Consider the following 25,777-nt stretch of genomic DNA (forward strand, 5'->3'; position numbering starts at 1 on the left):
ATTGTGCGGTCCGCCGATCATGCCGCCTCTTTAGCCGGCTCCTGGATCTTGTACCAGGCCACGTACAGCGCTGGCAGGAACAGCAGCGTGAGCAAGGTGGCAACGATGATCCCGCCGATCATGGCGTAGGCCATCGGTCCCCAGAACACTTCCCGGGCAATCGGGATCATGCCCAGGCTCGCGGCGGCCGCCGTCAGCAGGATCGGTCGACGGCGGTGCTCGGTGGCTTGCACCACGGCATCCCAGGGGGAGTAGCCGTCGCGCTCGAAGGACTCGATCTGGGTCACCAGGATCACCGAGTTGCGAATGATGATCCCGATCAGCGCCAGGATCCCCAGGATCGCCACGAAGCCCATGGGCGTGCCCGTCGGGATCAGCGCCAGCACCACGCCAATCAGGCCCAGCGGCGCGACGCTGGCCACCAGGAACAGCTTCTGCACACTGTGCAACTGGATCATCAGGAACGTCGCCATCAGGAACAGCATCAGTGGCACGACCTTGGCAATCGGCCCCTGGGCCTTGCTGCTCTCCTCCACCGTACCGCCCGTGGCAACCTTGTAGCCCACCGGCAACGTCGCGGCGAATTTCTCGATGTCCGGCTTCAGCAGCTTGACCAGGTCCGTGGGCTGGATCTCGTCGCGCACCGCCGCCTTGATGGTGATGGTCGGCTTGCGATCGCGACGCCACACCAAGGGTTGCTCGAGTTCGTAGCGCACGGTGGCAAAGGCCAGCAGCGGGATCGAGGTCCCGCTCGGGGTGACGATCTGCAGGTTCTGCAGGGTGTTCGGCGAGCCCCGCTCGGCATCCACGGCGCGACCGACAACGTTGATCAGGTAGATGTCATCGTCGACCTGGGTCACCGTCGAACCACTGACAATGCTGTTCATCAGCTTCGCCACGTCGGCGGACGACAGCCCGAGTTGACGCGCCTTGTCCTGGGCAATGTCGATGCGCAGGACCTTGCCCGGCTCGTTCCAGTCGAAAATGATCTCGCCGATATGCGGGTTCTTGTCCAACTCGCTGGCCAGGTCGATCGCGTGTTTGCGCACCTGATCGATGTCCTTGCCGCTGACCCGGTACTGGATCGGCCTGCCCACGGGCGGGCCCATCTCCAGCGCCTGCACATAGCTGCCGACGCCCACGAAGTCCTGGCGCAGACGTTCACGCAGGCGCTGGCTGAGGGCCGTGCGCGTTTCGAAGTCCTTGCTGACGATCACCAACTGGGCGTAGTACGGGTTCTGCAGTTGCTGGTCCAGGGGCAGGTAGAAACGAATCGCGCCCTGGCCGATATAGGTGCTCCAGCGCACGATGTCCGGGTCGCCCTTGAGGGTGGCTTCGAGACGGTCGACCACCTTGCGGGTTTCATCCAGCGAGGCGTTCTGTGGCAGGTTGAGGTCGACCAGGATCTCCGGGCGATCCGATGACGGGAAGAACTGGTTCTGCACAAACCGCATGGAGAACACCGCCAGCACGAAGCACAACACCGTGATGCCGATGGCCCACCAACGATTGCGCATGCACCACAGCAGGCCACCGTTGAAGGCCCGGCCAACGCGCCCGGGCTCCGCGGAATGCGGCTTCACCTTGCTGCTGAGGATATGCACGCCAATCACCGGGGCAAACAGCACCGCGACCACCCACGAGACCAGCATTGCCACGGCGATCACCGCGAACAGGGTGAAGGTGTATTCCCCCGCCGAGCTGCCGTTCAGGCCGATCGGCACAAAACCGGCGACAGTCACCAGGGTCCCGGTGAGCATCGGGAACGCGGTCGAGGTGTAGGCGAATGTGGCCGCCTGCTCCTTGGTCTCGCCCATTTCCAGGCGCGTGACCATCATCTCCACCGTGATCATCGCGTCATCCACCAGCAGGCCCAGGGCGATGATCAGCGCGCCCAGGGAAATCCGTTGCATGGTGATGCCGCTGTACTCCATGAACACAAAGACCATCGCCAGCACCAGCGGAATCGAGCAGGCCACCACCAGCCCCGCACGCAGCCCCAGGCTGATGAAGCTGACCACCAGGACAATGATCACGGCCTCGAACAGCGCACTGGTAAAGCCGCCAACGGCCTCCTCCACCACTTCGGCCTGATCGGAGACCTTGTGCACGCCGATGCCCACCGGCAGGTCGGCGGTGAGTTCTTCCATGCGCTGGTGCAGCGCCTTGCCGAATTCCTGGATGTTGCCACCCTTCTGCATCGCCACGGCCAGGCCAATGGCGGGCTGGCCGTTGAAACGGAACATCGGCGCGGCCGGGTCGACATAGCCACGGGTAATTTCCGCGATGTCGGCCAGGCGGTAGAAACGATCATTGAGGCGCAGGTTGACCGTCGCCAGGTCTTTCTCCGAGGCAAACTGCCCCGAGGTCCGCACCGAAATCCGCTCCGGTCCTGCCTCGATCACCCCGGCCGGGGTCACTGCGTTCTGGGTCTGCAGACTCTGCACCACCTGCTGCTGGTCGATGCCTAGCGCCGCCAGTTTGCGGGTGGAGAAACTCAGGTAGATGACTTCGTCCTGCTGGCCGACCATCTCGATCTTGCCCAGCCCCGGCACATCACGAATCTCGGCACGGGCCTGCTCGACGTAGTCGCGCAACTGGCGCATCGACAGGCCATCGGCGGTGAAGGCGAACACCGAGCCGAACACATCACCGAATTCGTCGTTGAACGACGGACCCTGGATGCCCTGCGGGAAGCTGCCTTGGATATCGCCGATCTTCTTGCGCACCTGGTACCAGATTTCCGGGATGTCCTTGGCGCTGGTGGTGTCGTGCAGGTACACGTAGACCGTGGATTCACCCGGACGGGTGTAGCTTTTCACGTAGTCGAGCGAGTCGAGTTCTTCGAGTTTTTTCTCGATGCGGTCGGTCACCTGCTTGAGGGTTTCCTCCTGGGTCGCACCCGGCCAGCGGGTCTGGATGACCATGGTCTTGATGGTGAACGAGGGATCTTCCTCGCGGCCCAGGTTGAGGTAGGAAAACACCCCCATCAACAAGGCGACGAACATCAGGTACCAGACAAATGACTGATGCTTGAGGGCCCATTCGGATAAGTTGAAACTCCCTTTCATCGCGGGCTGTCCTCATCGATTCTGACTTTTTGCCCCGGTTTGAGGCTGTTCACACCGGCACTGACCACACGCTCGCCATTCTTCACCCCGCCCCCCAGGATCACGCTGTCGGCACCACGGCCGAGCAGGGTGATATCCCGTGGGGAAACGGTCTGGTTCTGTGGGTCGATTACCCAGATCCGCGATTTGCCGTCGACATCCTGCACAGCGGCAAGTGGCAGCTCGATGCGCGGCTTGATGGCCGAGCTGAGGGTGACACTGATGGCCGTACCCAGGCGAAAGCCCGCTGGCGTCTCGGCCAGGGTCAGGCGTGCGCGACGAGTGCGGGTCGCGCTTTGGGCCTGGGGTTCGATTTCGCGAATGATCGCCGTGGTTTGGGTCGACGGATCGAGTTGCGCCTCGACCACAAACACCACGTCGGCCGGCAACTGCTCGGCAAGGTCCGCGGGCAAGTCGATCACCGCTTCCTTGATGTCGGGCCGGGCCAGTGTCACCACCTGCTGGCCGGCGGTCACGACTTGTCCGGCCTCGGCGTTCCAGGCCGTGACAACCGCGGGATGGTCGGTGCGCAACTCGGTGTAGGCCAATTGGTCCTGGGACTGCCTGACGGCGGCCCGGGCCTGGTCCAGTGAAGCCTGGGTGGTTTTCAGGTCGGTCTGGGCCGCGTCCAGTTGGGCTTGCGCGCCCACGCCACGGTTGAACAGTTCCTGCTGGCGCCGCGCATTGGCCTGGGCGTTGATCAGTTGCGCCTCGATCTTCGCCAGGTCGCCCTGGCTGGCGCGCAACTGGTTCTGTTGGTCGGTGGGGTCGAGGGTCGCGAGCAAGGTGCCCTTCTCCACTTCGCTGCCGACATCGACGTTGCGGCTGGCGATGCGCCCTGGTACCCGGAACCCGGTATTGCTTTCAAAACGCGCCTGGATACTCCCGGCGAAACGCCCGAGGTTTTCCTGGTCATAGGCGCGCACTTCGATCGACAGCACCGGGCGCACCGGTTCCGGCGGCGGCTCTTTCTTGGAACAGGCAGCCAGCACCACGCCGGCCGCCAGCAACATCACCAGGCGCTTCATGGCTGGGCTCCTGGCAATTGCGGTGAGCTTGCGCAAGGGGTAGCGATTTCCACCAACACATCGGGGTGCAACAACTGGCCGCCGGCGGTGACGACTTTCTCGCCATCTTTCAGACCGTCGCTGATGATCACCTTTCCGGACAGGTAGCGACCGACCGTGACGGTCTTGAGTTGGGCCTTGCCCTGGCCGTCGACCAGCCAAACAGCCGGATCGCTGAGGTTCTTGGTCAATGCCGACCACGGCAGTTCGACCGCCGCCTTGCCTGGCACATTGGCCGTGGCACTGACCACCGAGCCCAGGCGCATGCCTTCGGGCAACTCACTGAGGGTGACCTTGACCTGCACCGTACCGGTTTGCGCCGACACCGCCGGGGTGATTTCGCGCACCGTGCCGGTGGTCTTGATCTTCGGGTTGTCGAGCAGGCTGACTTCCACCGTTCTGTCCTGCGGTGGTTCGCTCAACAGGGACTCGTAAATGTTGAACACCGCATCCCGCTCGCCATCGCGGGCCAGGCTGAAAATCGGCACCGTGGCCTGCACCACCTGGCCAACTTCGGCCTGGCGTGCGGTGATGATCCCCGGTGCGTCGGCAATCAGAGCGGTGTAGCTCAGTTGTTCACGGGCGTTGGCCAACTGCGCCTGCGCCGCGGCCAATGCACTCTGGCTGCTGCGCAGCGCGGCCTGGGCCGTGTCATATTCGCTTTGGCTGGTGTAGGCCTTGGGCAGGAGTTTTTGCTGACGCACAAAGGCCGCAGCGGCCTGCTTGACCCGCGCCTGCTCGGCGACCACCTGGGCCTGGGCCGAATCGACGCTGGTCTGCAGGTCCTTGGGGTCGAGCCGGGCGAGCACCTGCTTGGCGGTCACCCGATCACCGACATCCACCATGCGCTGGATGATCTTGCCCGCCACCCGAAATGACAGCTCGGTCTGGACCCGCGCCTGCACGTCCCCGGTCAGGGTCACGGAAGGGGCGTGATCTGCCAGCTTGACCTCTTGCACGAACACCCTGGGGCGCTCCTTCTCGACCGCTGGCTTGTCGCCGCAGGCGGTCAGCAGCCCAAACACACTCAGGCCAACGATAAATCTCAATCCAGGACCAGCCATGCAGGCTCCTTTGCGTGTTGCGGACGAATGTGCGGTGAACGACTGCTGAGCTTAGATCAGGGTGGCTACGACGCATCCAACGGCACACATCAAATGGCGTCGCTTCCATGGACAGCTGGAAATCGGCGGGATTCAATCCATCGAATGGCGTCGGGGGCAGGCCACTTGGGCGCTAAGTGGCCGATATCCTGACACATTGTGTGGATAGTTTCGTGTCTGATCCGTCACACCCGCACACGTCCTGCACCGGCTGGCCGGCTTGCGCGATAAAGGCAAAAAAAAACGCCGACGCTGCATAAGCCGTCGGCGTTCAAACCTAGAAGGGGTTTATCGCGTGATCAGAACGCCGGCAGGACCGCGCCGCTGTACTTCTTGGCGATGAATGCCTTCACCTCAGGGCTGGTCAGGGCCTTGGCCAGTTTCTGGATCGCGACGCTGTCCTTGTTGTCTGGACGGGCCACCAGGAAGTTCACGTAAGGCGAATCCGCGCCTTCGATCACCAGGGCGTCTTTAGCCGGGTTGAGGCCCGCTTCCAGCGCGTAGTTGGTGTTGATCATGTCCAGGTCGACCTGATCCAGCACACGCGGGAGCATGGCCGATTCCAGTTCCTTGAACTTGAAGTTGTGCGGGTTCTTGGCGATGTCTTTTGGCGTGGCCAGGGCGTTTTTCGGGTCTTTCAATTCGATCAGGCCGGCTTTCTGCAGCAGGATCAGCGCACGACCGCTGTTGCTGCCTTCGTTCGGGATGGCGATGGTTGCGCCGTCCTTGAGCTCAGCCAGGGTTTTGACTTTCTTCGAGTAGCCGCCGAAAGGTTCGACGTGTACGCCGATCACGGTCACCAGGTTAGTGCCTTTGCCTTCGTTGAAGCTGTTGAGGTACGGCAGGGTCTGGAAGTAGTTGGCGTCCAGACGCTTCTGATCGACCTGAACGTTCGGTTGTACGTAATCGGTGAAGACTTTGATTTCCAGGTCCACGCCTTCTTTGGCGAGGGTTGGCTTGATCAATTCGAGAATCTCAGCGTGCGGTACCGGAGTGGCCGCAACCACCAGTTTCTCGCCGGCCTGGGCCAGGCCAGCCGTCAGGGCAGCCGCGAGTGCGGTAAACAACAGAACCTTTTTCATGCAGTGTCCTTATTTGTCGTTGTCGACAACGGCTTAAAAGTGAGGTGCCAGTAAAACGCTATTGCTGGCGTGAAGCGGACAATACCGGGATTTTTTATGCCGTAAAAATACTTTTTATCGAAGTACATATTCCTTAAGTGAATAACAAATGCGAGCCAGCCAGCAAAACACCTGCATCCGGCTGACACCCCTCGATCACACTTGCGCCAACAATTGCTTCAATCGTTCCAACGGTTCGCGGTTACCACTGTGTACCCACTGCTCCACCCAGCGCTCAATCAACTGCAACGGCGGCTCGGTGGCTGGCAGGTTCAAATGCTGCGGCGCAATCTCGTCACCGCTGCTGACCAGCAACGCAAAGTGAATGACGTTCTCCAGCTCACGGGTGTTGCCCGGCCAACTGTGTTGCTCCAGCACCTGCTGCGCCGCGTCGCTGATAAAGGGCACCGGCAGCCCCAGGCGCTGGCTGTAGATGCCGAGGAAATACTCGGCCAGCGATTGAATGTCGCCCACCCGCTCGCGCAGCGCCGGCAATTGCAACTGGCCTTCGCTGAGGTAGTGGTAGAGCCGCTCATGGAATTTGCCGGCGGCCACCGCCTGCGCCAGGTCGATGCTGGTGGCAGCCACCAGGCGCACATCGACCGGGCTTGGCTGCTGGGCACCGACCCGGGTGACTTCGTGATTCTCCAGGGCCGCCAGCAACTTGATCTGGATCGGCAACGGCAAGTCACCGATTTCATCCAGGTACAGGGTCCCGCCATTGGCCGACCCAAACCAGCCGGCGCGGCTGCTGGCCGAGCCACTGAAACTGCCACCGGCATAACCGAACAACTCGGCATCGGCATAGGTCGGACTGATGGCGCCGCAATTGACCGAGACGAACAAACCACCGCGGTCACTGGCCCGGTGAATGTGGCGTGCCAGCAACTCTTTGCCACTGCCGGTTTCCCCGTGAATCAACACCGATATCGCACGCGGTGCCAGTTGCTCAAGCTCCTGGCGCAAGGTGCGCGAACGTGGGTCGACGAACACCAGCGCCTTGGCACGAATGCTCAACGGACTTTTTTCTGCGTCGGGAAAGGTCAGCAATGGCTGACCGAAGGTTTCATGCAAACTCATGGCAGGCTCCCGCCCAAGACCGCCGGCGGACGGGGGCGTTGAATTGAAAGGGACGATCAGGCGCGACGCAGGGCGTGGTGTTCCATGCGGTTCTGCAGGCGATACAGGTAAGCGAACCCCTGCTCCCAACGATGGTGGCCGGACTTCACGTTGATGTGTCCGGCACCTGCCAGGATGCCTGCCTCGGCGCCCCAGTTACGCGCCAGCTCCAGCGCGCGCGGCGCACTCACGGCAGCGTCGTTGTCGGAGCTGACGACCTGGCTGGGAAATGGCAGCAGGTCCGTGGGAATCGGTGCGAAATTGCGCAACGCCGGCACGCACGCCGGGCGCTCGACATCGGCAGGCGCCACCAGCAGGGCCCCGCGCACCTGGCGCAGCGTCTGCAAGGGTGCGGTGGCCGCCCAATGGGCCACGGTGATGCAACCCAGGCTGTGGGCGATGAGGATCACCGGCGTGCTGTCGGCAGCAATGGCTTCGGCCAGCGCCGCCACCCAGTCTTCACGCCGAGGGGTGAGCCAATCGTCCTGCTCGACCCGTGCGCTGTTCGGCAGACTGTTCTGCCAGTGGGTCTGCCAATGATCGTCTGGCGATCCCTGCCAGCCCGGCACAATCAGGTAGCGGATTGATTCGTTGCGCATGGGGAGCTCTCCTGTGCGTGTCTGTTCCTGATCGAGTATAGGGATGAGACTTATATTCGCTAAGGAATAAGAAGCTATTTATTAAGACCGTAATGGAATATTAAATAGCGCAACGCCTGGCTCGCTGGCGTGAAGTGGCCCGACACGCCGCGATGGAGAGCGCCCAACGACCACTCAAGCCCGCACGGAACGCACCTCTTCCCCCGCCACCTGTTCCTTGCGGGTAAACCGGTTGGCGCGGCCGAAGGTCCCGAAATCATTGAACCGCACCCCCATCTCGCGCATCACCTTGTGGGCCACCGGCACGGTCATCTGGCGGATGTAGAACGGTTCCTTGACCACAAAATGGTGAATGCCGTGGCTGCTGCCGAAGTTGAAGCAGAACGCCTGCAACGGCCACATCCACCACGGGTTGAGCACCTGGGTCTGCTGGATCACGTTACCGGCCTCGATATCGCCGTAGTAGTGCATGTTCGAGCTGACGAAGTGCAGGCAGAAGGTGCGCAGCACGTTGGGGCCGATGATCACCACGGCGGCGATATCGATCATCTGCATCACCGCCAGGGTGTTCGCTGACCACGCCACCGAAGCGCCCATCAGCCAGGCGATGGCGTTGATCCCGTGAAACCCGAGGAACACATACCAGGCGCCCCAATGCAGCAGTGCCAACGGTGCATAGACCTTGAGGCTGCGCTGGACAATGCTCAGCTTGTGCGCCCAGGTCTTGGCCCGCAGCATGCGGATAAAGGCCGACATCAGGTTATCGCCGACCATCAGCAACCGGGCGATGCCCCACGGCTCACCGTTGGTGATGGCGCGCTCTTCCATGTCGGTTTCGGTGCCGGAGACCTTGTGGTGATTGAGGTGCAGGTGGCGGCGGATCCACGGGTTGATGGTGCTCGGACGCGCCAGCCAGACCAGCCCCATCATCAGGTTGTGGGGCAGGCGCTGCTTGCGAAAGTACATGCTGTGGATCAGGTCGTGCTCCAGCTCATGGGTCAGCGAGGCAAAAAACGCGTTGAGCAGCAGGCACACCCACCAGGCCATGTGCCCGCTGATGTACAGCGCCGCCGAACCGACCATCCCGGCCAAGGCAAAGGCCAGGATCCCGGCACCCAGCGCATCCTGGTGCAGCAGGATCGGGTAACGCTGGCGCAGTTCGACGCCCTTGGCGAGCACCACTTCACGAATATGCGCCGATCGTTGTTGTGCATTCAGGCGTTCGGGACTTGCAGAAGTACCGTGCATGCTTCCATCCTCTGGTTATTGATGTTCGCATCCTGCCCTGTGCGGTCGCGTTGGGCGCTAGCTGTGAACGCCAACCCGTTGACCGGAAGCGCCAATCATCATGATTGAACCCACCTCACTCGCCAGCTGGACCCGCGCCCTGCGCAAACAACTCGATGCCCTGGGCTTCGACAGCGATGTGCTGTGCCGGCAAGCCGGGCTCGACCCGCAACTGATGGACGACCCCAACGCCCGGTATCCGCTCTCGGCCACCACGCGCCTGTGGGAACTGGCTGTCCAGGCCAGTGGCGACCCGGCGATCGGCTTGCGGGTCTCGCGGTTCGTCAGCCCGACCACCTTTCACGCACTGGGCTATGCGCTGGTGGCCAGTGGCAGCCTGCGCGAAGTGTTCGAGCGCATCGTGCGTTATCACCAGGTCGTCAGTGATGCCCTCGAACTGCACTTGAGCCGGGCAGAGGATCGCTACTGCTTCACCCTCAAAGTCCCCACCGGCAGCCCGGCACCGGCACCCGAAGCCCTCGATGCCTTCGCCGCGATCTATGTGCGCACCTGCCGCAACCGCCTGGGCCGCGAATACGCGCCACTGGCGGTGTACCTGCGACGTGCGGAGCCGGCCGATCCCCATCCCTGGCACAAGGTGTTCCGCGCACCGGTGTACTTCGCCGCCGAAGAGGATCGCCTGGAGTTTTCCCTGGAGGATTTCGACAGTCACCTGGACGATGCCAACCCGGAACTGGCCGAGCACAACGAGACCGTGCTCAAGCGCACCCTGGCGCAACTCAAGCCGCTGACCTGGGAGCGTAAGGTGCGAGATGCCATCGAGGAGCAACTGCCCGAAGGCGAACCCAGCGCCGAACGCATCGCCCAGGCCCTGCACCTGAGCCTGCGCAGCCTGCAACGGCACCTGGCGGACGAAGGCTGTCGCTTCGACACCCTGCTCAATGAAAGCCGCGAGAACCTGGCCCTGCTGCACCTGCGTGACCCGCAGTGCTCGCTGAGCGAAATCAGTTATCTGTTGGGATTCGCCGACACCAGCAGCTTCAGCCGCGCGTTCAAGCGCTGGACCGGGATGACACCGGGGCAGTTTCGCGATGGGTTGCGCTGATCAGCCTTTCACCAGGCTGCGCTCAGTGCCAGCCTGCCATTGCTCGAGCATGGCCTTGCCTATCTCGGCAAAACCCCGATGGGTGCGGATGTAATCCCTCATCTCGACCATCGCCAACTCCATGCCATGAACCACTTGCTGCAACAGTTCATGGCAACGGCCCTCGGTCAGGTTGCAGGCCGAGCGCCCAAAGCGCATCAGCATTTTGTATTTGGGCCATGCTTTTGAGCCACCCAACAGCAACGCCATGCTATCGGTCTGGATATAGACCGAGGTGGTGACGATGTCATAGGCCGGGGCGAAGCTGATGGGAGCCGCAGCACTGCAGTCGGGATACAACACACCAAAGTTCTTCAGGTGTGCATCGCCATTTTTCAGGCCCGCCGACAACGCGACAATCTTGAAGAACGACTCCAGGGCCTGGCCCAACAAGTGCGGAGAAACGAACGCCTTGATCTGCTTGGCAGCCCCTTCATACGAGCCATCGTATTTGGCCCTGGAAGGCCAGGCGTTGAGTACACAGAAATCTTCAAAGCCCAGGTAGCCTTGGTCATTCAGATCAAAACGCTCGACGACCAGGAATTTCCCGCGCTCACTCAGTTCGAATCCAGGCACATCAAGCCCCGAATGCAGCGCTGCGCGCATGCAGAAGTACTCATTCGCCGCCAGCTCCGGGTATTCCTCCGGGCGAAAGGTCTTGACCAGATGGGTGGCCCCTCGATGGGTCAGCCGGTCTATAGGGGCAGCACTGTCGCGCAACAGCACTTTGGGCTGCACCCCGGAAACCCCCGAATACTGGCCATAAGTGTGCAACAGGTCTTCAAACAGGCCTTGGGCGCCATCATGCACCAGCAGGTCTGCAAGGCGAGTGTCTGGGAGTGGGGGAGTGGCACTGCCCATCTCGGAAAGTCCCAAGCGTCCCAACTGGTAAGGGCCAGTGATCGCCAACAGCGCGAAGTCATCAAAGCCGCGAATCGCCTTGCTGAATCGACGCACCAGTTCCTCACGCAGCGCGCCTTCCGGCAGGTTCATTTCAAACACCGGCGGCAATCCGCGCGCCCAGGCATAGCTCTCCAGGCGAACGGGCATGGTCAACGAGACGGCGTGGGTTTCCTGCGCGTCGTCGGCATAACTGAACACTGAATCATCGCGCAACTGACCGCGACCGAGGGTCCCTACCGGAGAACCGGACACACTGACATGCAAGCGTTGCTTATCCAGCGCGTTACTCATGGAAGTTGACCTTTTTCAGGCTGTCCAATGTCGCACGCCGGGATTGTCTAGGTACCGCCGTGAGCTCGTAGCCAAAGCCGTTAAGGATGGCTTCGACCTTGCGGATACCGATTTCCGACAAGGAGTTGTTCTCGATGCCTGAGATAGTGGCACGGCTCATCCCGTACTGACTCGCCAGTGCCTGCTGCGTCAGTTTGCGTTCTTTGCGCAGCGATCTGATCAGTTCGCCAAGGTTTTCCATGGGCCTAACCTGCATCCTATACAGTGCATTTTTGCTAGAACTATACGTATGCATCGTATTCAATGCATTAATGAGACAGAGCTTAGCCTAATCCCTGAATAGAATGCGCCTGCCGCTGACCGGTGGCTTAACGCCCGCGATCGCGGCGCAGCAACTTGCGTACCCGCGCCACCAGGGCGCTGTGGGTAAACGGCTTGAGCAGGTAGTCATCTTCATGCAGTTCCAGGCCACGCAAACGGTCTTCGATGCCGTCTTTGGTGGTCAGGAACAACACCGGTGTCGCGCCGAGTTGGCGGATCTGTTGCAACAGTTGCCAGCCGTTCAGGCCCGGCAGCATGACGTCGAGAATGATCAGGTCGTATTCAACGGTCTCGATGAAACGCCGGCCGGCCATGCCGTTGTCGGCCACATCCACCGTGTAGCTGGCTTCGCTCAGGCCCTGGGCCAGCGCCTTGGCGATTTCCGGTTCATCTTCCACTAACAACAATCGCATGGCACACCTCGGTTATTCGTCGCTACAGGCTAGGCGCCTTGGCGGCCAAAGCCCATCACTAACGCTTATTTCGGATCAACCGGGCACGTCACGGCTGCACCAGCGCGCGCAACCGCGAGGCATCGAGGATTTCGATTTCACCGTAACCGAGGCTGAGAATGCCCTGGCTTTCCAGGTCCCGCAGGATCTGGTTGGTGGTCTGGCGCGACAGCGACAGCAGCAAGGCCAGTTGCTCCTGCGGCAATTGCAGGACCCGCCGCGCCGGCTCGATCTCGCCATAGCCATCGGCGATCATCAGCAGCCGGTGCGCCACCCGGGCCGGGGCCGCCAGCAGGGTCAATTGTTCAAGGTTGATGAAGGTCAGGCGCAGTTTGTGGCTCATCAACAGCGCCAGTTGCCGCCAGTGCTGCGGTTGCTGATCGAGATAGGCCAACAACGCGGCCTGTGGCAACTGCAACAGGATGCAGGGACCCACCGCGTAGGCATCATGGGTGCGTGGCTGGCCATCGAACAGGCAGATTTCGCCGAACCAGTGCGGCGCTTCGATCAGGCTCAACAACGCCTCCTTGCCCTGCTCGCTCACCGCCCCCACCCGCACCGCGCCTTCGAGTACGGCGTACAGGCCACAGGGCGGATCGCCACGGCCGAACAGACGCTGCCCCGCGGACAGGTGCCGCACGCGCGCCAAAGACAGCAAGCTATCCTGAAGACAGGATGGCAGGTGGCTGAACCACTGCCCCTGCATCAGGCAGGCACGCCAGGCCGCTATTTGCATGAAGTCTCCACAGTGATTGTCGTCTGGCTGACAGAGCAACGACGGGCCTCAGGGCATGATCAACATCCCTACAGGAGGAAATAACAATGAAAAGCCTGGTTGACCACCTCAGTCAATACGCCGCTTACCACCGTGACCCGCGCAATATCGCCAGCCACTTTATCGGGATTCCGTTGATTGTGGTGGCCGTCGCGGTGCTGCTGTCGCGGCCGTCCTGGTCGGTGGCCGGGCTCTGGCTGTCGCCGGCAGTGCTCGTGGCCCTGGCCTCGGCGTGGTTCTACCTACGCCTGGAAGTGCGCCTGGGCGTGCTGATGACGGTGCTGCTCGGCCTGTCCGTATGGCTGGGCCAGGTCGTCGCGGCGCAGAGCACCGGGGTGTGGCTGGGCAGCGGCATCGGCTTGTTTGTGCTGGGGTGGGTGATCCAGTTTGTCGGGCATTACTACGAAGGACGCAAACCGGCGTTTGTCGATGATGTCAGCGGGTTGATCGTCGGGCCGCTGTTCGTGGTGGCCGAACTGGCCTTCCTGCTGGGCCTGCGCCATGACCTCAAGGAGCAGATCGAGCAGCGGGCAGGCCCGGTGCGCACCCGGGCCCACGGCCGTGCCTGAAGTGGCACGGTGCCAAAGCGGATCGAAATGAACCCGCCTGCGTAGCTGTTACAGGTTGGCGACTTTTTGCCAGACCTTGGGTTTGAAGAACAGGGTCTCGCCCTTGGCCAAGCCGGTCAGGCTGTCGTGGTCCTTGACCACTTCGGCCTCGATCAACTCGCTCTGGCCATCGACCTTCAAGGTTACCCGCGTGGTGGCGCCCAAGGGGCGAATGTCGCGCACTTCGGCGGCGTGATGGTCTTCCAGTTCATGGCGCGACAGCGACACTTCGTGGGGACGGAACAACACGTGATTGTCTTCGCCCAGGTGCAGGCGGTTCGAGTCGCCGAGGAAGTGGTAGACAAAATCGCTGGCCGGATTTTCGTAAACCTCACCCGGTGAGCCGATCTGCTCGATCACGCCCTTGTTCATCACCACGATGCGATCGGCGACTTCCATCGCCTCTTCCTGATCGTGGGTCACGAACACCGAGGTCAGGTTGATGTCTTCGTGCAAGCGGGCCAGCCAGCGGCGCAGTTCCTTGCGGACCTTGGCGTCGAGGGCCCCGAACGGCTCGTCGAGCAGCAGCACCTTGGGTTCTACCGCCAGGGCGCGAGCCAGGGCGATCCGCTGGCGTTGCCCACCGGACAACTGCTCCGGATAACGATCCGACAGCCAATCCAGTTGCACCATGTTCAGCAGTTCATGGACCTTGGCGGCGATCTGGCTTTCGCTCGGGCGCTGGTTTTTCGGTTTCATCCGCAGGCCGAACGCGACGTTGTCGAACACCGTCATGTGGCGGAACAGCGCGTAGTGCTGGAACACAAAACCGACGTTGCGATCGCGCACGTCATGGCCGGAGACGTCTTCGCCGTGGAACACGATGCTGCCTTGGTCCGGGGTTTCCAGCCCGGCGATGATCCGCAGCAGGGTGGTCTTGCCGCAGCCGGACGGGCCGAGCAAAGCCACCAGCTCGCCGCTCTGGATGTCCAGGCTGATGTTGTCCAGCGCCTTGAACGCGTTGAAATTCTTGCTGACGTTACGCACTTCGATCGACATGAATTATTCCTCCGCGGCGCTGGCGCGCAGGCGGTTAATACGGTTTTCGCTCCACTGCTTGAGCAGCAGGATGAAGAGCGCCAGGATCAGCAACAGGCTTGCGACGGCAAACGCGGCGACGTGGTTGTACTCGTTGTAGAGGATCTCGACGTGCAACGGCAAGGTGTTGGTCACCCCGCGAATGTGCCCGGAAACCACCGACACCGCACCGAACTCGCCCATCGCCCGCGCGGTACACAGCACCACGCCGTAGATCAGGCCCCATTTGATGTTCGGCACGGTGACATGCCAGAACATCTGCCAGCCGTTGGCGCCCAGCAAGCGCGCGGCTTCCTCTTCCTGCGTGCCCTGCTCCTGCATCAGCGGGATCAGCTCACGCGCGACAAAGGGCACGGTGACGAAAATCGTCGCCAGCACGATGCCCGGCAAGGCGAAGACGATCTGGATGTCATGGTCCTGCAGCCACGGCCCGAACAGGCCCTGGGCGCCGAACATCAGCACATAGACCAGGCCGGCGATCACTGGCGACACCGAGAACGGCAGGTCGATCAGGGTCACCAGCATGCTCTTGCCACGGAACGAGTACTTGCTGACGCACCAGGCGGCACTGACGCCGAACACCAGGTTCAGCGGCACCGAGATCAGCACCGCGATCACCGTGAGTTTCAACGCCGACAAGGCGTCGGGCTCGAAGATCGCAGCGAAGAACGCGCCCAGGCCAAGCTTCAGGCCCTGGGAGACCACGATGAACAGGGGCAACAACAGGAACAGGGCAAAGATCAGCCAGCCGAGGACGATCAGGATCCGTCGCGAGCTGGCACTGCCACGACGGGCAGCGTTGGCCGAGGAAGCGGCGCTAATAGACGATTGGGACATGGTTCGCGCCTCCTTATGGGGTTTCGATGCGCCGCTGCAACAGGTTGATCAGCAGCAACAGGACAAAGGAAACCACCAGCATCAACACGCCAATGGAGGTGGCACCGGTGTAATCGTACTGGTCGAGCTTGACCATGATCAGCAGCGGCAGGATTTCGGTTTTCATCGGCATGTTGCCGGCAATAAAAATCACCGAGCCGTATTCCCCGACACCTCGGGCAAACGCCAGGGCAAAACCGGTCAACCAGGCCGGCAACAAGGCCGGCAGCAGGATGTAGCGGAACACTTGCAAGGGCTTGGCCCCCAGGCATGCCGCCGCTTCTTCGATTTCACGCGGGATATCGGCCAGCACCGGCTGTACCGTACGTACCACGAATGGAAGGGTCACAAACGTCAGGGCAAGGGTGATGCCCAGGGGGGTGTAGGCGATCTTGAACCCCAGGTCCGCTGCAAACTGACCCACCAGGCCGTTGGGTGCGTACAGCGCCGTGAGCGCAATACCGGCCACGGCAGTGGGCAAGGCGAAGGGCAAGTCGATCATCGCGTCGATGATTTTGCGTCCCGGAAAGGTATAGCGCACCAGCACCCAGGCCAGCAGCGTGCCGATGATGCCGTTGATGATCGCGGCACAGAGCGCCGTGCCAAAGCTCAGCTGCAAGGCCGCCAGCACCCGTGGCGCGGTGATGATGGTCCAGAACTGCTCCCAGGTGAGTTGAGCGGCGTGGACGAACATCGCCGCCAGGGGTATGAGCACAATCAGGCTGAGGTACACCAAGGTGTAGCCCAGCGTCAGCCCGAAGCCGGGTATGACGGGGGAGATACGACGCGACATAAAAGTCCTTGGTCAAGAACACAACAAAGCCCCGAAGGTAAATCCGAGGCTCGTTGATAGCAATTTAAGATTACTGTGCCTGGTAAATCTGGTCGAACACACCGCCGTCATTGAAGAATTTCGGCTGGGCGGTTTTCCAGCCACCGAAGTCCTTGTCGATGGTGACCAGGTCCAGGGTCGGGAACTGCTTGGCGTACTTGGCAGCCACGTCCTTGTCACGTGGACGATAGAAGTTCTTCGCCGCAATTTCCTGGCCTGCCGGGCTGTACAGGTGCTTGAGGTAGGCTTCGGCGATCTGCGCGTTACCCTTTTTCTCGGCGTTCTTGTCGATGACTGCGACCGGCGGCTCGGCGAGGATCGACAGCGAAGGCACGACGATTTCGAACTTGTCTGCACCCCCCTCTTCCTTGAGCGCCAGGAAGGCTTCGTTTTCCCAGGCCAGCAACACGTCACCCTGACCATTGTTGACGAAGGTGATGGTCGAGCCGCGAGCACCGGTATCGAGCACTGGAACGTGCTTGAACAGGGTCTGTACGTATTCCTTGGCCTTGGCTTCGTCGCCACCATTGGCTTTGAGACCGTACGCCCAGGCCGCCAGGAAGTTCCAGCGGGCGCCGCCGGAGGTTTTTGGATTCGGGGTGATGACTTCAACACCGTTCTTGGTCAGGTCGCCCCAGTCCTTGATGCCTTTGGGGTTGCCCTTGCGCACCAGGAACACGATGGTCGAGGTGTAGGGGGTGCTGGCCTCAGGCAGGCGCTTCTGCCAGTCAGCAGGCAGGGTCTTGCCCAGCTTGGCGATTTCGTCGATGTCACCGGCCAGCGCCAGGGTCACTACGTCGGCCCGCAGACCATCGATCACCGCCCGCGCCTGCTTGCCGGAGCCGCCATGGGACTGCTGGATCTTCACATTGTCGCCGGCATGCTCCTGCTTCCAGAAGTTGATGAATTCTGCGTTGTATTCCTGATACAGCTCACGCGTCGGGTCGTACGAAACGTTCAGCAACTCGTAATCCTTGGCAACCGCGGAACCGGCAAAAATGGCACTGGCCAGAGCGGCCAAAGCGTAACGGCGAATCGACGACATGGTGGAGCTCCTGAAATTTTTAGTGTTGGCTGTTCTTATGGATTTCTGGAAACGGGTTGCCCGCGACGCCGCGCCTCAGCTCGGCTTGTTGCCCGGGTTCTGCAGGCGGAATTTTTCCTTGCGCTCGATCTGAACCACCTGGGCGTTGTGCACGGTGATCTCTACCGCACCAAAGCGCAGATCACGCAGGGCGCTCTGGATCTCGCGCAAGATGGTGGCTTCGTCATGGCCGTCAACGCTACGTAGGGATGCGCTCATGGTGCTGCTCCTGAAATGAGAAGTGCCGCGCAGTGGCGGCACTGCTGGTGGCTTGGGAGCAATAGTAGATAGCCGTGGATATTCTTAAAAATACTATTTAAGAATGTTTATATAACTGAAAGATATTTTTAGCCCGAGCAAGGACTTGCGCGGACCTGGCGGTTTTGTGGGCCGTGTTTCGAGCTGACGGCGCACACGCGTGCTGATCCGGGGCTGCAGCACAGCCCCGGACTCAGGCACCTGCGTCTTAATGGATCAGCGGTGCCCGCGCCCAATCCAACTCGGCTGCCGGCATGGGTCGCCCATACCAGTAGCCCTGGCCCAGGTCACAGCCCTGGTCGAGCAAAAACGCCGCCTGTTCGACGTGTTCGATGCCCTCGGCGTGCACCTGCATGCCCATGCTTTGCGCCAGGGCGATGATCACCCGCACGATGGCGGCGTCGTCGTCATCCCAAGGCAGTCCGGCGACAAAACCCTGGTCGATCTTGAGTTTCTGCACCGGCAGGCGCTTGAGCCGCAGCAGGGACGAGTAGCCGGTACCGAAGTCGTCGATGGCCAGGCGCACCCCCAGCTCGCGCAGCCGGTGCATCTGTTCCAGGGCCACTTCCGGGTCACCCATCACCGCACTTTCCGTCACTTCCAGCTCCAGGCAGGCCGGGTCCAGCCCGGTGTCGTGCAGCACCTGGGAGACGCGCTGGTACAGTTCGCGTCGGGCGAACAAACGCGTCGACACGTTCACCGCAATGAATGACAGCGCCACGCCGGCGTCCTGCCAGGCGCACATCTGCTGACAGGCCTGGCGCATCACCCAGGCGTCGATTTCGTCGATCAGCCCGGTGCGCTCGGCAATCGGGATGAACTCGCCCGGCGGCACCAGGCCGCGCTGCGGGTGCTGCCAGCGCACCAGCGCTTCGACGCCGATCAGGCGGCGGCTGCGCAGATCGTGGACCGGTTGGTAGTAGACCCGCAGCTCCTGCTGCTCCAGCGCCCGGCGCAGCTCGAAGGCGGTCTCGACCCGATGCTGGGCATGGGCCGTCAGCTCTTCGGTGTACAGGGCGTAGTCGTTACGCCCGGCACTCTTGGCCTTGAACAAGGCCGAATCGGCGTTGCGCAGCAATTGCTCGGCGCTCAGCGCGTCGCTGGGGAACAGGCTGATGCCAACACTGGCATTGATGAACAACTGATCGGCGTCGATCACAAAGGGCTCTTTGAGGCCGTCGATGATCCGTTGCGCCAGGGCCGCGGCCTGGACCAGTTGCCCACAGCTCTCCACCAGCACGGCAAATTCGTCTCCCCCCAGGCGCGCCAGGGTCACGCCTGGGCCGAACATCTCGCGCAAGCGCGACGCCACCGCCTTGAGCAATCGATCGCCGACGTTGTGCCCCAGGCTGTCGTTGATCATCTTGAAATGATCGAGGTCGATCATCAGCAACGCACAGCCGCGCTTGTGGATTTGCGCCGACGCCAGCGCCTGCTCGACACGGTCGCCGAACAGCAGGCGATTGGGCAGGTCGGTCAGCGGGTCGTGGTGCGCCAGGTGCTTGAGCTCATGCTCGGAATCCTTGATCGCACTGATATCGGAAAACACCGCCACGTAATGGCTGAGCTGGCCGCAGTCGTCACGGATCACCCGGATGGTTTGCCACTGGGGGAAAATCTCGCCGCTTTTGCGCCGGTTCCAGATCTCACCGCTCCACTGACCGCCTCGACCCAGATCCTGAAACATCTTCTTATAAAAATCGGGCGGATGATGACCCGACTTGAACAGGCTGGGCGTATGCCCCAACACCTCTTCAGGCTGGTAACCGGTGATTTCCATGAAGGCGCGATTGACGTGGACAATCTTGCGCTGGCGATCGGTCACCAGCACCCCCTCATGGGTGCAATCAAACACCGCCTGCGCCTGGCGCAATTGCGCACGATCCTCAGCGTGCCGGCTCAACCCGGCCCCCCGTCCGAGAAAACCCGGCCAGCCTCCCCGCACGAGAACGATCAAGCCGGCGCTGAGCACAACCCAGACGTAACCGTTGATCAGTTGCCAGCGGACAAGCTCAGGAGAATCATCGAATAAGTTGTTCAATAAACAACCAGTAATCCCCAGCCACACGCAGGAAATCACCAGATAAAGCAGCGCTGCACGCAATGCATCGCGGTAAGAGGCAAACATCCGGCTGTCCATGTCCCTAAAAAAGTTCCGGATTATAGAATAAAGAAACATCCCGCCACTCTTATCTGAAAGGGTGACTGGTTTTATCTGTGTCCTGAGTGATAATGCGCGAGCTGTTTTTTTCTTTATCGAGGGCCATATAGCCTATGTGGTACGAAGGTTTACTCGGCTTGTCGCCCTGGCAACTGGTGGCAGTCACCCTGTTAATGACCCACATCACCATCGTGGGTGTCACGGTTTATCTGCATCGCTACTCGGCCCATCGCTCGCTTGAGCTCAATGCCGGCCTGAAACACTTCTTCCGCTTCTGGCTGTGGCTGACCACGGCGCAGAACACCCGCGAGTGGACCGCTATCCACCGCAAGCACCACGCCAAGTGCGAAACCGTCGATGACCCCCACAGCCCGGTGGTCAAGGGCCTGTCCACGGTCCTGCGCAAAGGCGCCGAGCTGTACCGCGCCGAAGCCGAGAACCCCGAGACGCTGCGCATCTACGGCAAGAACTGCCCCGAAGACTGGATCGAACGCAACCTGTATAGCCGCTACCCGTTGCTGGGCGTGGCGCTCATGGGGGTGATCGACCTGCTGCTGTTCGGCACCATCGGCATCACCATCTGGGCGATCCAGATGATGTGGATCCCGTTCTGGGCCGCCGGCGTGATCAACGGCCTGGGTCATGCGATCGGCTACCGCAACTTCGAATGCCGCGACGCGGCGACCAACCTGGTGCCATGGGGCATCCTGGTGGGCGGCGAAGAGCTGCACAACAACCACCACACCTACCCCAACTCGGCCAAGCTGTCGGTGAAGAAGTGGGAGTTCGACCTCGGTTGGGCCTGGATCCAGCTGTTCAGCTTCCTGCGCCTGGCCAAGGTGCAGCGCGTTGCACCCATTGCCCACCGCGTCGAAGGCAAGGGCAACCTGGACATGGACACCGCCATGGCGATTCTCAACAATCGTTTCCAGATCATGGCCCAGTACCGCAAGCTGGTGATCGGCCCGCTGGTCAAGCAAGAGCTGGAAAAGGTCGACCATTCGGTACGCCACCAATTCCATCGCGCCAAGCGCCTGCTCTCGCGGGAGACCAGCCTGCTGGATGAAAAACACCACGTGCGCATCCAGACCATGCTCGAACACAGCCAGGCACTGAAAGTCATCTACGAAAAACGCCTGGCCCTGCAGCAGATCTGGGTCAAGACCAGCTCCAACGGCCACGACATGCTGGCCGCCATCAAGGACTGGGTCCACGAAGCCGAGGCCAGCGGGATTCAATCGCTGCGCGACTTCGCCCACCAGCTCAAGACCTACTCCCTGCGCCCGGCCTGACGCCCCAAACCTGGATCCGTGGGAGTGGGCTTGCCCGCTCCCACAGGGTCTGCGCCCGATCAGGTCTTGCGCAGGCGCATCAGCTCCGGCAAACCGATCTTGAGCAAACGTGCCGTTCGGCTCTTCGCCAGCTCCTCAACGCCCTCATGCTCCGTCAGGCGCGCCAACTGGGCGGCCATGTTCATCACCAGGGCTTCCCTGGAATAAACCCCACCACCGAGCCGATACACCGCGGCAATCAGCTCTCGCAACTCCAGCGGCAGCCGCCAGCGGGTGCGCAGTGCCGAACCGTAGGCCGCTGCAAACGTCACCAGCGCTTCACCCACCTCCTGCTCGTCATCCAACTCGCCGCCGGCCTGCTTCCACTCCTGCAAACAGCGCAGCAACGCCAGGTCGCCCAGGCAATGGAGCATGCCGGCGCAGTAGCAACGCTCCTGATCCAGGTCGAGTAACCGTGCGAGCGTGCGGCCGTATTCAGCGGTGTGCAACGACAGCTCCCAGTAGCGCTCGGCGTAGTCGGCCAGGCACGGGTCGCTCAACTTCGCACTGCGCTTGAGAGCCAGGCCCAGCACCAGGTTCATGCTTTGCCCGGTGCCAAGTCGATGCAGGGCCTGGGACAGGGTCTGCACCCCCTCCCCCAGGTGCTGTGCCGCGCTGTTGGCCGCAGCGATCAGCACGGCGGTGATTTGCGGGTCCGTGCGCACTTCCTCTTCCAGCAGCCTCAAGTCGAGGCCATTGGGGTTCAGGCTGCGCTTGACCGCCAGCTGCACATCGGTCAGCAGAGGGGCGCCGTCTGCCAGCTCGCGTCGCCGCTCAAGAAAGGTCGCCAGGGTCATGCCTGGGGCCAGCGTCGGCACCTCGCAGGAAACCGTCTGCCCGGCGCTCAGCAACAGGCCCTGCAGGCGCAGCGTCAGGCCCTGCATGTTCAATGGCTTGGTCAGGTACGCCGTGGGCGCCAGCTGGACCGCCTCTCGCACGCTGGCACTGTCATTGCGGTGACTCATCAGGATAAACGGCAACGGCGGATGACGGCGGCGCTGGCGCACACTGCGCAGCAAGCCCAGGCCATCGACACCGGGCAGCTCACCATCGGCAATCACCAGGTCGTAGGACTGCTCGGCCAGCAGCTGCAGGGCCTCCTGACCATCGGCACACAGGTCCAGCCGTGCGTCGCAGCGCACGTTCAACAACACCTGCTTGAGCAGGTCCCGCGACCAGGGATCGGCTTCGGCAATCAGCACGCGCGGCACGGCAGGTAAATCAACAGTGCTCATCAGGACACTCCGGGACAATCCTTGCACCATAGACAATGCAGCTGATTCGATACAGGCCAAAAGCCAGCGATGTGTTGGCAACGACAAAAAAAACCCGCCTAGGCGGGTTTTTTTGTGGACCAATTCACACTCGGTGATCAGAGCTCAGAGAAGCATTCTTCAATGATCGCCAGGCCTTTGTCCAGTTGCTCGTCCGGCGCAGTCAGCGGAACCAGCACGCGCAGCACGTTGCCGTAGGTGCCGCAGGACAGCAGGATCAGCCCCTTCTCGCGCGCCTTGGCCACGACAGCAGCAACGGCAGCGGCGTTAGGCTTGTGGACGTCGCCGTCGTCGAACAGCTCGACCGCGATCATCGCGCCCAAGGCACGCACTTCACCGATCACCGGGTACTTGGCCTGGATAGCCTTCAGGCCAGTCACCAGACGCTCGCCCACTGCCTTGCAGCGGTCCAGCAGGTGCTCTTCTTCGAACACTTCCATCACGGCCAGGGCCGCGGCGCAAGCGATCGGGCTACCGGCGTAGGTGCCGCCCAGGCCACCTGGCGCGATGGCATCCATGTATTCAGCCTTGCCGCACACACCGGCCAGCGGGAAGCCGCCAGCAATGGATTTGGCGAAGGTGGTCAGGTCGGCAGCAACGCCCATCTGTTCCATGGCGAAGAAGGTGCCGGTACGGCCAGCGCCAGTTTGTACTTCGTCAGCGATCAGCAGGATGCCGTGCTTGTCGCACAGCTCGCGCAGGCGGGCCATGAACGCTTTAGGCGCGACGTAGAAACCGCCTTCGCCCTGCACCGGCTCGATGATGATGGCAGCGATGTCACGCGGCTCGGCGTCGTTCTTGAAGATGCGCTCGATGCTGGCGATCGAGTCGTCGATGCTCACACCGTGCAGTTCGTTCGGGTACAAGGCGCGGAACACACCGCCTGGCATCAGGCCCATGCCGGCCGAGTAAGGCACGACCTTGCCGGTCAGGCCCAGGGTCATCATGGTGCGACCGTGGTACGCGCCGGTGAAGGCGATCACGCCAGCACGGCCAGTGGCGGCACGGGCGATTTTCACGGCGTTTTCCACCGCTTCGGAACCGGTGGTGACCAGCAGGGTTTTCTTGGCGAAATCGCCTGGAACCTTGGCGTTCACTTTTTCACACACTTCAACGTACGGTTCGTAGGCCAGTACCTGGAAGCAGGTGTGAGTCAGCTTGTTCAGTTGCTCGGTCACTGCCGCGATGATTTTCGGGTGCACGTGACCGGTGTTCAGCACGGCGATACCACCGGCGAAGTCGATGAACTCGCGACCTTCAACGTCGGTCACGGTGGCGTTCTTCGCGTGGTCGGCGAAGATCGGGTGAATCTGGCCAACACCGCGCGGTACAGCGGCTTCGCGGCGTTTCATCAGGGATGCGTTAGTCTTGCTCATGGTGTCCTCATTCACCGCTCATCGGGCGGCGTGGTTCAAGGAAAATGCGGCGGGGAGGCAACTGGGCAGCATGCGATGATCGACTGCCGCAGCTTTCCCGGCCACAGAGAAAATTGCGTGTGAAGCACGCAAAGGGACAGCGCTCTCGTGCCCTTTGCGTTTGAAGCAATGCCTTGCCGGGCTTAGATGCCCAGGCAGAGGTATTTGATTTCCAGGTAGTCTTCGATGCCGTACTTGGAGCCTTCACGGCCCAGGCCCGAGGCCTTGATGCCGCCGAATGGCGCGACTTCGTTGGAGATCAGCCCGGTGTTGACGCCGACCATACCGTACTCCAGGGCTTCAGCCACACGGAATACACGACCCAGGTCGCGAGCATAGAAGTACGAGGCCAGGCCGAACTCGGTGTCGTTGGACATGGCGATCACTTCGGCTTCGTCTTTGAAGCGGAACAGTGGCGCCAATGGACCGAAGGTTTCTTCCTTGGCCACGGCAGCGTTCTTCGGCACGTTGGTCAGGATGGTCGGCTCGAAGAAGTTGCCTTCCATGACCTTGCCACCGGCCAGGACAGTGGCGCCTTTGGCGATCGCGTCAGCAATGTGCTCCTGGACCTTGGCCACGGCCTTGCCATCGATCAGCGGGCCAGTGGTGGTGCCTTCTTCCAGACCGTTGCCGATCTTGAGCTTGGCCACGGCCACTTTCAGCTTCTCGGCGAACGCGTCGTAGACCGAATCCTGAATGTACAGGCGGTTGGCGCAGACGCAGGTCTGGCCGTTGTTGCGGTATTTGGAAATGATCGCGCCTTCAACGGCCTTATCCAGGTCCGCGTCATCGAACACGATGAACGGTGCGTTGCCGCCCAGCTCCAGGGACACTTTCTTGATGTCCTTGGCGCACTCAGCCATCAGCTGGCGACCGATTTCGGTCGAGCCGGTGAAGGACAGCTTGCGCACGATCGGGTTGCTGGTCAGTTCGCTGCCGATGTCGCCGGCGCTGCCGGACACCACGCTGAACACACCGGCCGGAATGCCGGCACGCTGGGCCAGTTCGGCCAGGGCGAATGCCGAGAACGGGGTTTGCGAAGCCGGCTTGAGCACCATGGTGCAACCGGCAGCCAATGCCGGGCCGGCTTTACGGGTGATCATCGCGGCCGGGAAGTTCCACGGGGTAATGGCAGCGGTCACGCCGATGGGCTGCTTGATCACGATCAAGCGCTTGTCGGGCTGGTGGCCTGGAATCACGTCACCGTAGATGCGCTTGGCTTCTTCGGCGAACCATTCGATGAAAGAGGCGGCGTAGACGATTTCGCCCTTGGCTTCGGCCAACGGCTTGCCCTGCTCGAGGGTCATCAGGCGGGCCAGGTCGTCCTGGTTTTCGATAATCAGTTCAAACCAGCGACGCAGCTTGTTCGCGCGGTCCTTGGCGGTCAGTGCACGCCAGGCCGGCAGCGCTTTGTCTGCAGCTTCGATCGCACGACGAGTTTCGGCAGCACCCATTTTCGGCACGGTGCCCAGAATTTCGCCCGTTGCCGGGTTGTTGACGTTGATCGTCTGACCATTGTCCGCATCAACCCAAGCGCCATCAATGAAGGCTTGCTGGCGGAACAACAGGGTGTCTTTAAGCTGCATGTCGGCTTTCCTTAACAGCACCGCGCGCGCGCGGAGCGAATTATGATTGTAGAAAGGCGCC

General features: G+C 61.7%; 23 protein-coding genes. 3 read left to right on the forward strand and 20 right to left on the reverse strand.

Going from position 1 to position 25,777, the window contains the following annotated elements:
* Positions 1 to 17: 17 nt before the first annotated feature.
* The 7 genes from Q1W70_RS09110 to Q1W70_RS09140 all read right to left on the reverse strand — a co-directional run bounded on the left by Q1W70_RS09110 (position 18) and on the right by Q1W70_RS09140 (position 9,367).
* Complete coding sequence (locus tag Q1W70_RS09110) at positions 18 to 3,071, reverse strand: efflux RND transporter permease subunit (protein WP_302098785.1); 3,054 nt, start codon at positions 3,069 to 3,071, stop codon at positions 18 to 20.
* On the reverse strand, positions 3,068 to 4,138 hold the full coding sequence (locus Q1W70_RS09115) for an efflux RND transporter periplasmic adaptor subunit (RefSeq protein ID WP_166590269.1): 1,071 nt from the start codon (positions 4,136 to 4,138) through the stop codon (positions 3,068 to 3,070). Before Q1W70_RS09115 ends, Q1W70_RS09110 begins: the two co-directional genes overlap by 4 nt.
* Positions 4,135 to 5,241 (reverse strand): efflux RND transporter periplasmic adaptor subunit, encoded by a 1,107-nt coding sequence (locus Q1W70_RS09120; protein WP_182343057.1) that lies wholly within the window; start codon positions 5,239 to 5,241, stop codon positions 4,135 to 4,137. Before Q1W70_RS09120 ends, Q1W70_RS09115 begins: the two co-directional genes overlap by 4 nt.
* A 338-nt stretch (positions 5,242 to 5,579) precedes the next feature.
* Positions 5,580 to 6,362: a MetQ/NlpA family ABC transporter substrate-binding protein gene (locus tag Q1W70_RS09125; RefSeq protein ID WP_166590267.1), complete on the reverse strand. Its 783-nt coding sequence runs from the start codon at positions 6,360 to 6,362 to the stop codon at positions 5,580 to 5,582.
* Between the two features lie 195 nt (positions 6,363 to 6,557).
* Positions 6,558 to 7,481: a sigma 54-interacting transcriptional regulator gene (locus tag Q1W70_RS09130; protein WP_182343056.1), complete on the reverse strand. Its 924-nt coding sequence runs from the start codon at positions 7,479 to 7,481 to the stop codon at positions 6,558 to 6,560.
* Between the two features lie 56 nt (positions 7,482 to 7,537).
* Positions 7,538 to 8,119, reverse strand: a complete 582-nt coding sequence (locus Q1W70_RS09135; protein WP_182343054.1) for an alpha/beta hydrolase — start codon at positions 8,117 to 8,119, stop codon at positions 7,538 to 7,540.
* A 174-nt stretch (positions 8,120 to 8,293) separates the two neighbouring features.
* Positions 8,294 to 9,367 (reverse strand): fatty acid desaturase, encoded by a 1,074-nt coding sequence (locus Q1W70_RS09140; protein WP_185818212.1) that lies wholly within the window; start codon positions 9,365 to 9,367, stop codon positions 8,294 to 8,296.
* Between the two features lie 100 nt (positions 9,368 to 9,467).
* On the opposite strand from Q1W70_RS09140, the gene Q1W70_RS09145 reads away from it, so the two are divergent.
* Positions 9,468 to 10,472 carry an AraC family transcriptional regulator gene (locus Q1W70_RS09145; protein WP_182343050.1) on the forward strand — a complete coding sequence of 335 codons (1,005 nt, stop codon included), beginning with the start codon at positions 9,468 to 9,470 and terminating at the stop codon, positions 10,470 to 10,472.
* Here Q1W70_RS09145 and Q1W70_RS09150 read toward each other — a convergent pair whose 3' ends face one another.
* From Q1W70_RS09150 to Q1W70_RS09165, 4 genes are all read right to left on the reverse strand, one after another.
* Positions 10,473 to 11,705 carry a type II toxin-antitoxin system HipA family toxin gene (locus Q1W70_RS09150; RefSeq protein ID WP_166590262.1) on the reverse strand — a complete coding sequence of 411 codons (1,233 nt, stop codon included), beginning with the start codon at positions 11,703 to 11,705 and terminating at the stop codon, positions 10,473 to 10,475. It lies immediately after the preceding gene.
* Complete coding sequence (locus Q1W70_RS09155) at positions 11,698 to 11,946, reverse strand: helix-turn-helix domain-containing protein (protein WP_166590261.1); 249 nt, start codon at positions 11,944 to 11,946, stop codon at positions 11,698 to 11,700. Before Q1W70_RS09155 ends, Q1W70_RS09150 begins: the two co-directional genes overlap by 8 nt.
* Positions 11,947 to 12,073: 127 nt before the next feature.
* Complete coding sequence (locus Q1W70_RS09160; RefSeq protein WP_166590260.1) at positions 12,074 to 12,439, reverse strand: response regulator; 366 nt, start codon at positions 12,437 to 12,439, stop codon at positions 12,074 to 12,076.
* 88 nt (positions 12,440 to 12,527) lie between these two features.
* Entirely contained in the window at positions 12,528 to 13,214 is a 687-nt protein-coding gene (locus Q1W70_RS09165; protein ID WP_166590259.1) for a Crp/Fnr family transcriptional regulator, read from the reverse strand.
* A gap of 86 nt (positions 13,215 to 13,300) precedes the next feature.
* Here Q1W70_RS09165 and Q1W70_RS09170 point away from each other — a divergent pair, with 86 nt between their 5' ends.
* Positions 13,301 to 13,822, forward strand: coding sequence for an Mpo1 family 2-hydroxy fatty acid dioxygenase (locus Q1W70_RS09170; RefSeq protein ID WP_302098786.1), 522 nt, complete (start codon positions 13,301 to 13,303; stop codon positions 13,820 to 13,822).
* Between the two features lie 48 nt (positions 13,823 to 13,870).
* Here Q1W70_RS09170 and Q1W70_RS09175 read toward each other — a convergent pair whose 3' ends face one another.
* The 6 genes from Q1W70_RS09175 to dibA form a co-directional block, all read right to left on the reverse strand.
* Positions 13,871 to 14,860, reverse strand: coding sequence for a sulfate/molybdate ABC transporter ATP-binding protein (locus tag Q1W70_RS09175; RefSeq protein ID WP_182343044.1), 990 nt, complete (start codon positions 14,858 to 14,860; stop codon positions 13,871 to 13,873).
* 3 nt (positions 14,861 to 14,863) lie between these two features.
* Entirely contained in the window at positions 14,864 to 15,736 is an 873-nt protein-coding gene (cysW, locus tag Q1W70_RS09180; RefSeq protein ID WP_159993088.1) for a sulfate ABC transporter permease subunit CysW, read from the reverse strand.
* A 13-nt stretch (positions 15,737 to 15,749) separates the two neighbouring features.
* On the reverse strand, positions 15,750 to 16,568 hold the full coding sequence (gene cysT, locus Q1W70_RS09185) for a sulfate ABC transporter permease subunit CysT (protein WP_166590256.1): 819 nt from the start codon (positions 16,566 to 16,568) through the stop codon (positions 15,750 to 15,752).
* 70 nt (positions 16,569 to 16,638) lie between these two features.
* The gene (locus tag Q1W70_RS09190) at positions 16,639 to 17,652 is read right to left on the reverse strand and encodes a sulfate ABC transporter substrate-binding protein (protein ID WP_182343042.1); all 1,014 of its coding nucleotides are present in this window, start codon (positions 17,650 to 17,652) and stop codon (positions 16,639 to 16,641) included.
* Positions 17,653 to 17,727: 75 nt separating this feature from the next.
* Complete coding sequence (oscA, locus tag Q1W70_RS09195) at positions 17,728 to 17,910, reverse strand: sulfur starvation response protein OscA (protein ID WP_182343040.1); 183 nt, start codon at positions 17,908 to 17,910, stop codon at positions 17,728 to 17,730.
* Positions 17,911 to 18,157: 247 nt separating this feature from the next.
* A complete protein-coding gene (gene dibA / locus Q1W70_RS09200; protein ID WP_166590253.1) occupies positions 18,158 to 20,077 on the reverse strand; it encodes a phosphodiesterase DibA in 1,920 nt (639 codons plus the stop codon).
* A 146-nt stretch (positions 20,078 to 20,223) separates the two neighbouring features.
* On the opposite strand from dibA, the gene desA reads away from it, so the two are divergent.
* Positions 20,224 to 21,402 carry a delta-9 fatty acid desaturase DesA gene (desA, locus tag Q1W70_RS09205; RefSeq protein ID WP_166590252.1) on the forward strand — a complete coding sequence of 393 codons (1,179 nt, stop codon included), beginning with the start codon at positions 20,224 to 20,226 and terminating at the stop codon, positions 21,400 to 21,402.
* Positions 21,403 to 21,461: 59 nt separating this feature from the next.
* Here the strand turns inward: desA and Q1W70_RS09210 are convergent, their stop codons facing one another.
* The 3 genes from Q1W70_RS09210 to gabD form a co-directional block, all read right to left on the reverse strand.
* Positions 21,462 to 22,676: a response regulator gene (locus tag Q1W70_RS09210; RefSeq protein ID WP_166590251.1), complete on the reverse strand. Its 1,215-nt coding sequence runs from the start codon at positions 22,674 to 22,676 to the stop codon at positions 21,462 to 21,464.
* A 137-nt stretch (positions 22,677 to 22,813) separates the two neighbouring features.
* Positions 22,814 to 24,091 carry a 4-aminobutyrate--2-oxoglutarate transaminase gene (gene gabT / locus Q1W70_RS09215; protein ID WP_166590250.1) on the reverse strand — a complete coding sequence of 426 codons (1,278 nt, stop codon included), beginning with the start codon at positions 24,089 to 24,091 and terminating at the stop codon, positions 22,814 to 22,816.
* 182 nt (positions 24,092 to 24,273) lie between these two features.
* Positions 24,274 to 25,716, reverse strand: a complete 1,443-nt coding sequence (gene gabD, locus Q1W70_RS09220; protein ID WP_095170691.1) for an NADP-dependent succinate-semialdehyde dehydrogenase — start codon at positions 25,714 to 25,716, stop codon at positions 24,274 to 24,276.
* Positions 25,717 to 25,777: the final 61 nt, after the last annotated feature.

Origin of the sequence: Pseudomonas kielensis (assembly GCF_030505375.1) — a bacterium.
Taxonomy (GTDB): domain Bacteria; phylum Pseudomonadota; class Gammaproteobacteria; order Pseudomonadales; family Pseudomonadaceae; genus Aquipseudomonas; species Aquipseudomonas kielensis.

What these genes read in the sequence shown, in the direction of transcription:
- Q1W70_RS09150 (WP_166590262.1), bottom strand. Translation starts at nt 11,705, where the DNA reads ATGAGTAACGCGCTGGATAAGCAACGCTTGCATGTCAGTGTGTCCGGT.
- Q1W70_RS09110 (WP_302098785.1), bottom strand. Translation starts at nt 3,071, where the DNA reads ATGAAAGGGAGTTTCAACTTATCCGAATGGGCCCTCAAGCATCAGTCA.
- Q1W70_RS09135 (WP_182343054.1), bottom strand. Translation starts at nt 8,119, where the DNA reads ATGCGCAACGAATCAATCCGCTACCTGATTGTGCCGGGCTGGCAGGGA.
- Q1W70_RS09160 (WP_166590260.1), bottom strand. Translation starts at nt 12,439, where the DNA reads ATGCGATTGTTGTTAGTGGAAGATGAACCGGAAATCGCCAAGGCGCTG.
- Q1W70_RS09190 (WP_182343042.1), bottom strand. Translation starts at nt 17,652, where the DNA reads ATGTCGTCGATTCGCCGTTACGCTTTGGCCGCTCTGGCCAGTGCCATT.
- Q1W70_RS09210 (WP_166590251.1), bottom strand. Translation starts at nt 22,676, where the DNA reads ATGAGCACTGTTGATTTACCTGCCGTGCCGCGCGTGCTGATTGCCGAA.
- Q1W70_RS09140 (WP_185818212.1), bottom strand. Translation starts at nt 9,367, where the DNA reads ATGCACGGTACTTCTGCAAGTCCCGAACGCCTGAATGCACAACAACGA.
- Q1W70_RS09130 (WP_182343056.1), bottom strand. Translation starts at nt 7,481, where the DNA reads ATGAGTTTGCATGAAACCTTCGGTCAGCCATTGCTGACCTTTCCCGAC.
- desA (WP_166590252.1), top strand. Translation starts at nt 20,224, where the DNA reads ATGTGGTACGAAGGTTTACTCGGCTTGTCGCCCTGGCAACTGGTGGCA.
- oscA (WP_182343040.1), bottom strand. Translation starts at nt 17,910, where the DNA reads ATGAGCGCATCCCTACGTAGCGTTGACGGCCATGACGAAGCCACCATC.
- Q1W70_RS09165 (WP_166590259.1), bottom strand. Translation starts at nt 13,214, where the DNA reads ATGCAAATAGCGGCCTGGCGTGCCTGCCTGATGCAGGGGCAGTGGTTC.
- gabD (WP_095170691.1), bottom strand. Translation starts at nt 25,716, where the DNA reads ATGCAGCTTAAAGACACCCTGTTGTTCCGCCAGCAAGCCTTCATTGAT.
- Q1W70_RS09155 (WP_166590261.1), bottom strand. Translation starts at nt 11,946, where the DNA reads ATGGAAAACCTTGGCGAACTGATCAGATCGCTGCGCAAAGAACGCAAA.
- Q1W70_RS09175 (WP_182343044.1), bottom strand. Translation starts at nt 14,860, where the DNA reads ATGTCGATCGAAGTGCGTAACGTCAGCAAGAATTTCAACGCGTTCAAG.
- Q1W70_RS09125 (WP_166590267.1), bottom strand. Translation starts at nt 6,362, where the DNA reads ATGAAAAAGGTTCTGTTGTTTACCGCACTCGCGGCTGCCCTGACGGCT.
- Q1W70_RS09115 (WP_166590269.1), bottom strand. Translation starts at nt 4,138, where the DNA reads ATGAAGCGCCTGGTGATGTTGCTGGCGGCCGGCGTGGTGCTGGCTGCC.
- gabT (WP_166590250.1), bottom strand. Translation starts at nt 24,091, where the DNA reads ATGAGCAAGACTAACGCATCCCTGATGAAACGCCGCGAAGCCGCTGTA.
- Q1W70_RS09120 (WP_182343057.1), bottom strand. Translation starts at nt 5,241, where the DNA reads ATGGCTGGTCCTGGATTGAGATTTATCGTTGGCCTGAGTGTGTTTGGG.
- cysW (WP_159993088.1), bottom strand. Translation starts at nt 15,736, where the DNA reads ATGTCCCAATCGTCTATTAGCGCCGCTTCCTCGGCCAACGCTGCCCGT.
- dibA (WP_166590253.1), bottom strand. Translation starts at nt 20,077, where the DNA reads ATGTTTGCCTCTTACCGCGATGCATTGCGTGCAGCGCTGCTTTATCTG.
- Q1W70_RS09170 (WP_302098786.1), top strand. Translation starts at nt 13,301, where the DNA reads ATGAAAAGCCTGGTTGACCACCTCAGTCAATACGCCGCTTACCACCGT.
- cysT (WP_166590256.1), bottom strand. Translation starts at nt 16,568, where the DNA reads ATGTCGCGTCGTATCTCCCCCGTCATACCCGGCTTCGGGCTGACGCTG.
- Q1W70_RS09145 (WP_182343050.1), top strand. Translation starts at nt 9,468, where the DNA reads ATGATTGAACCCACCTCACTCGCCAGCTGGACCCGCGCCCTGCGCAAA.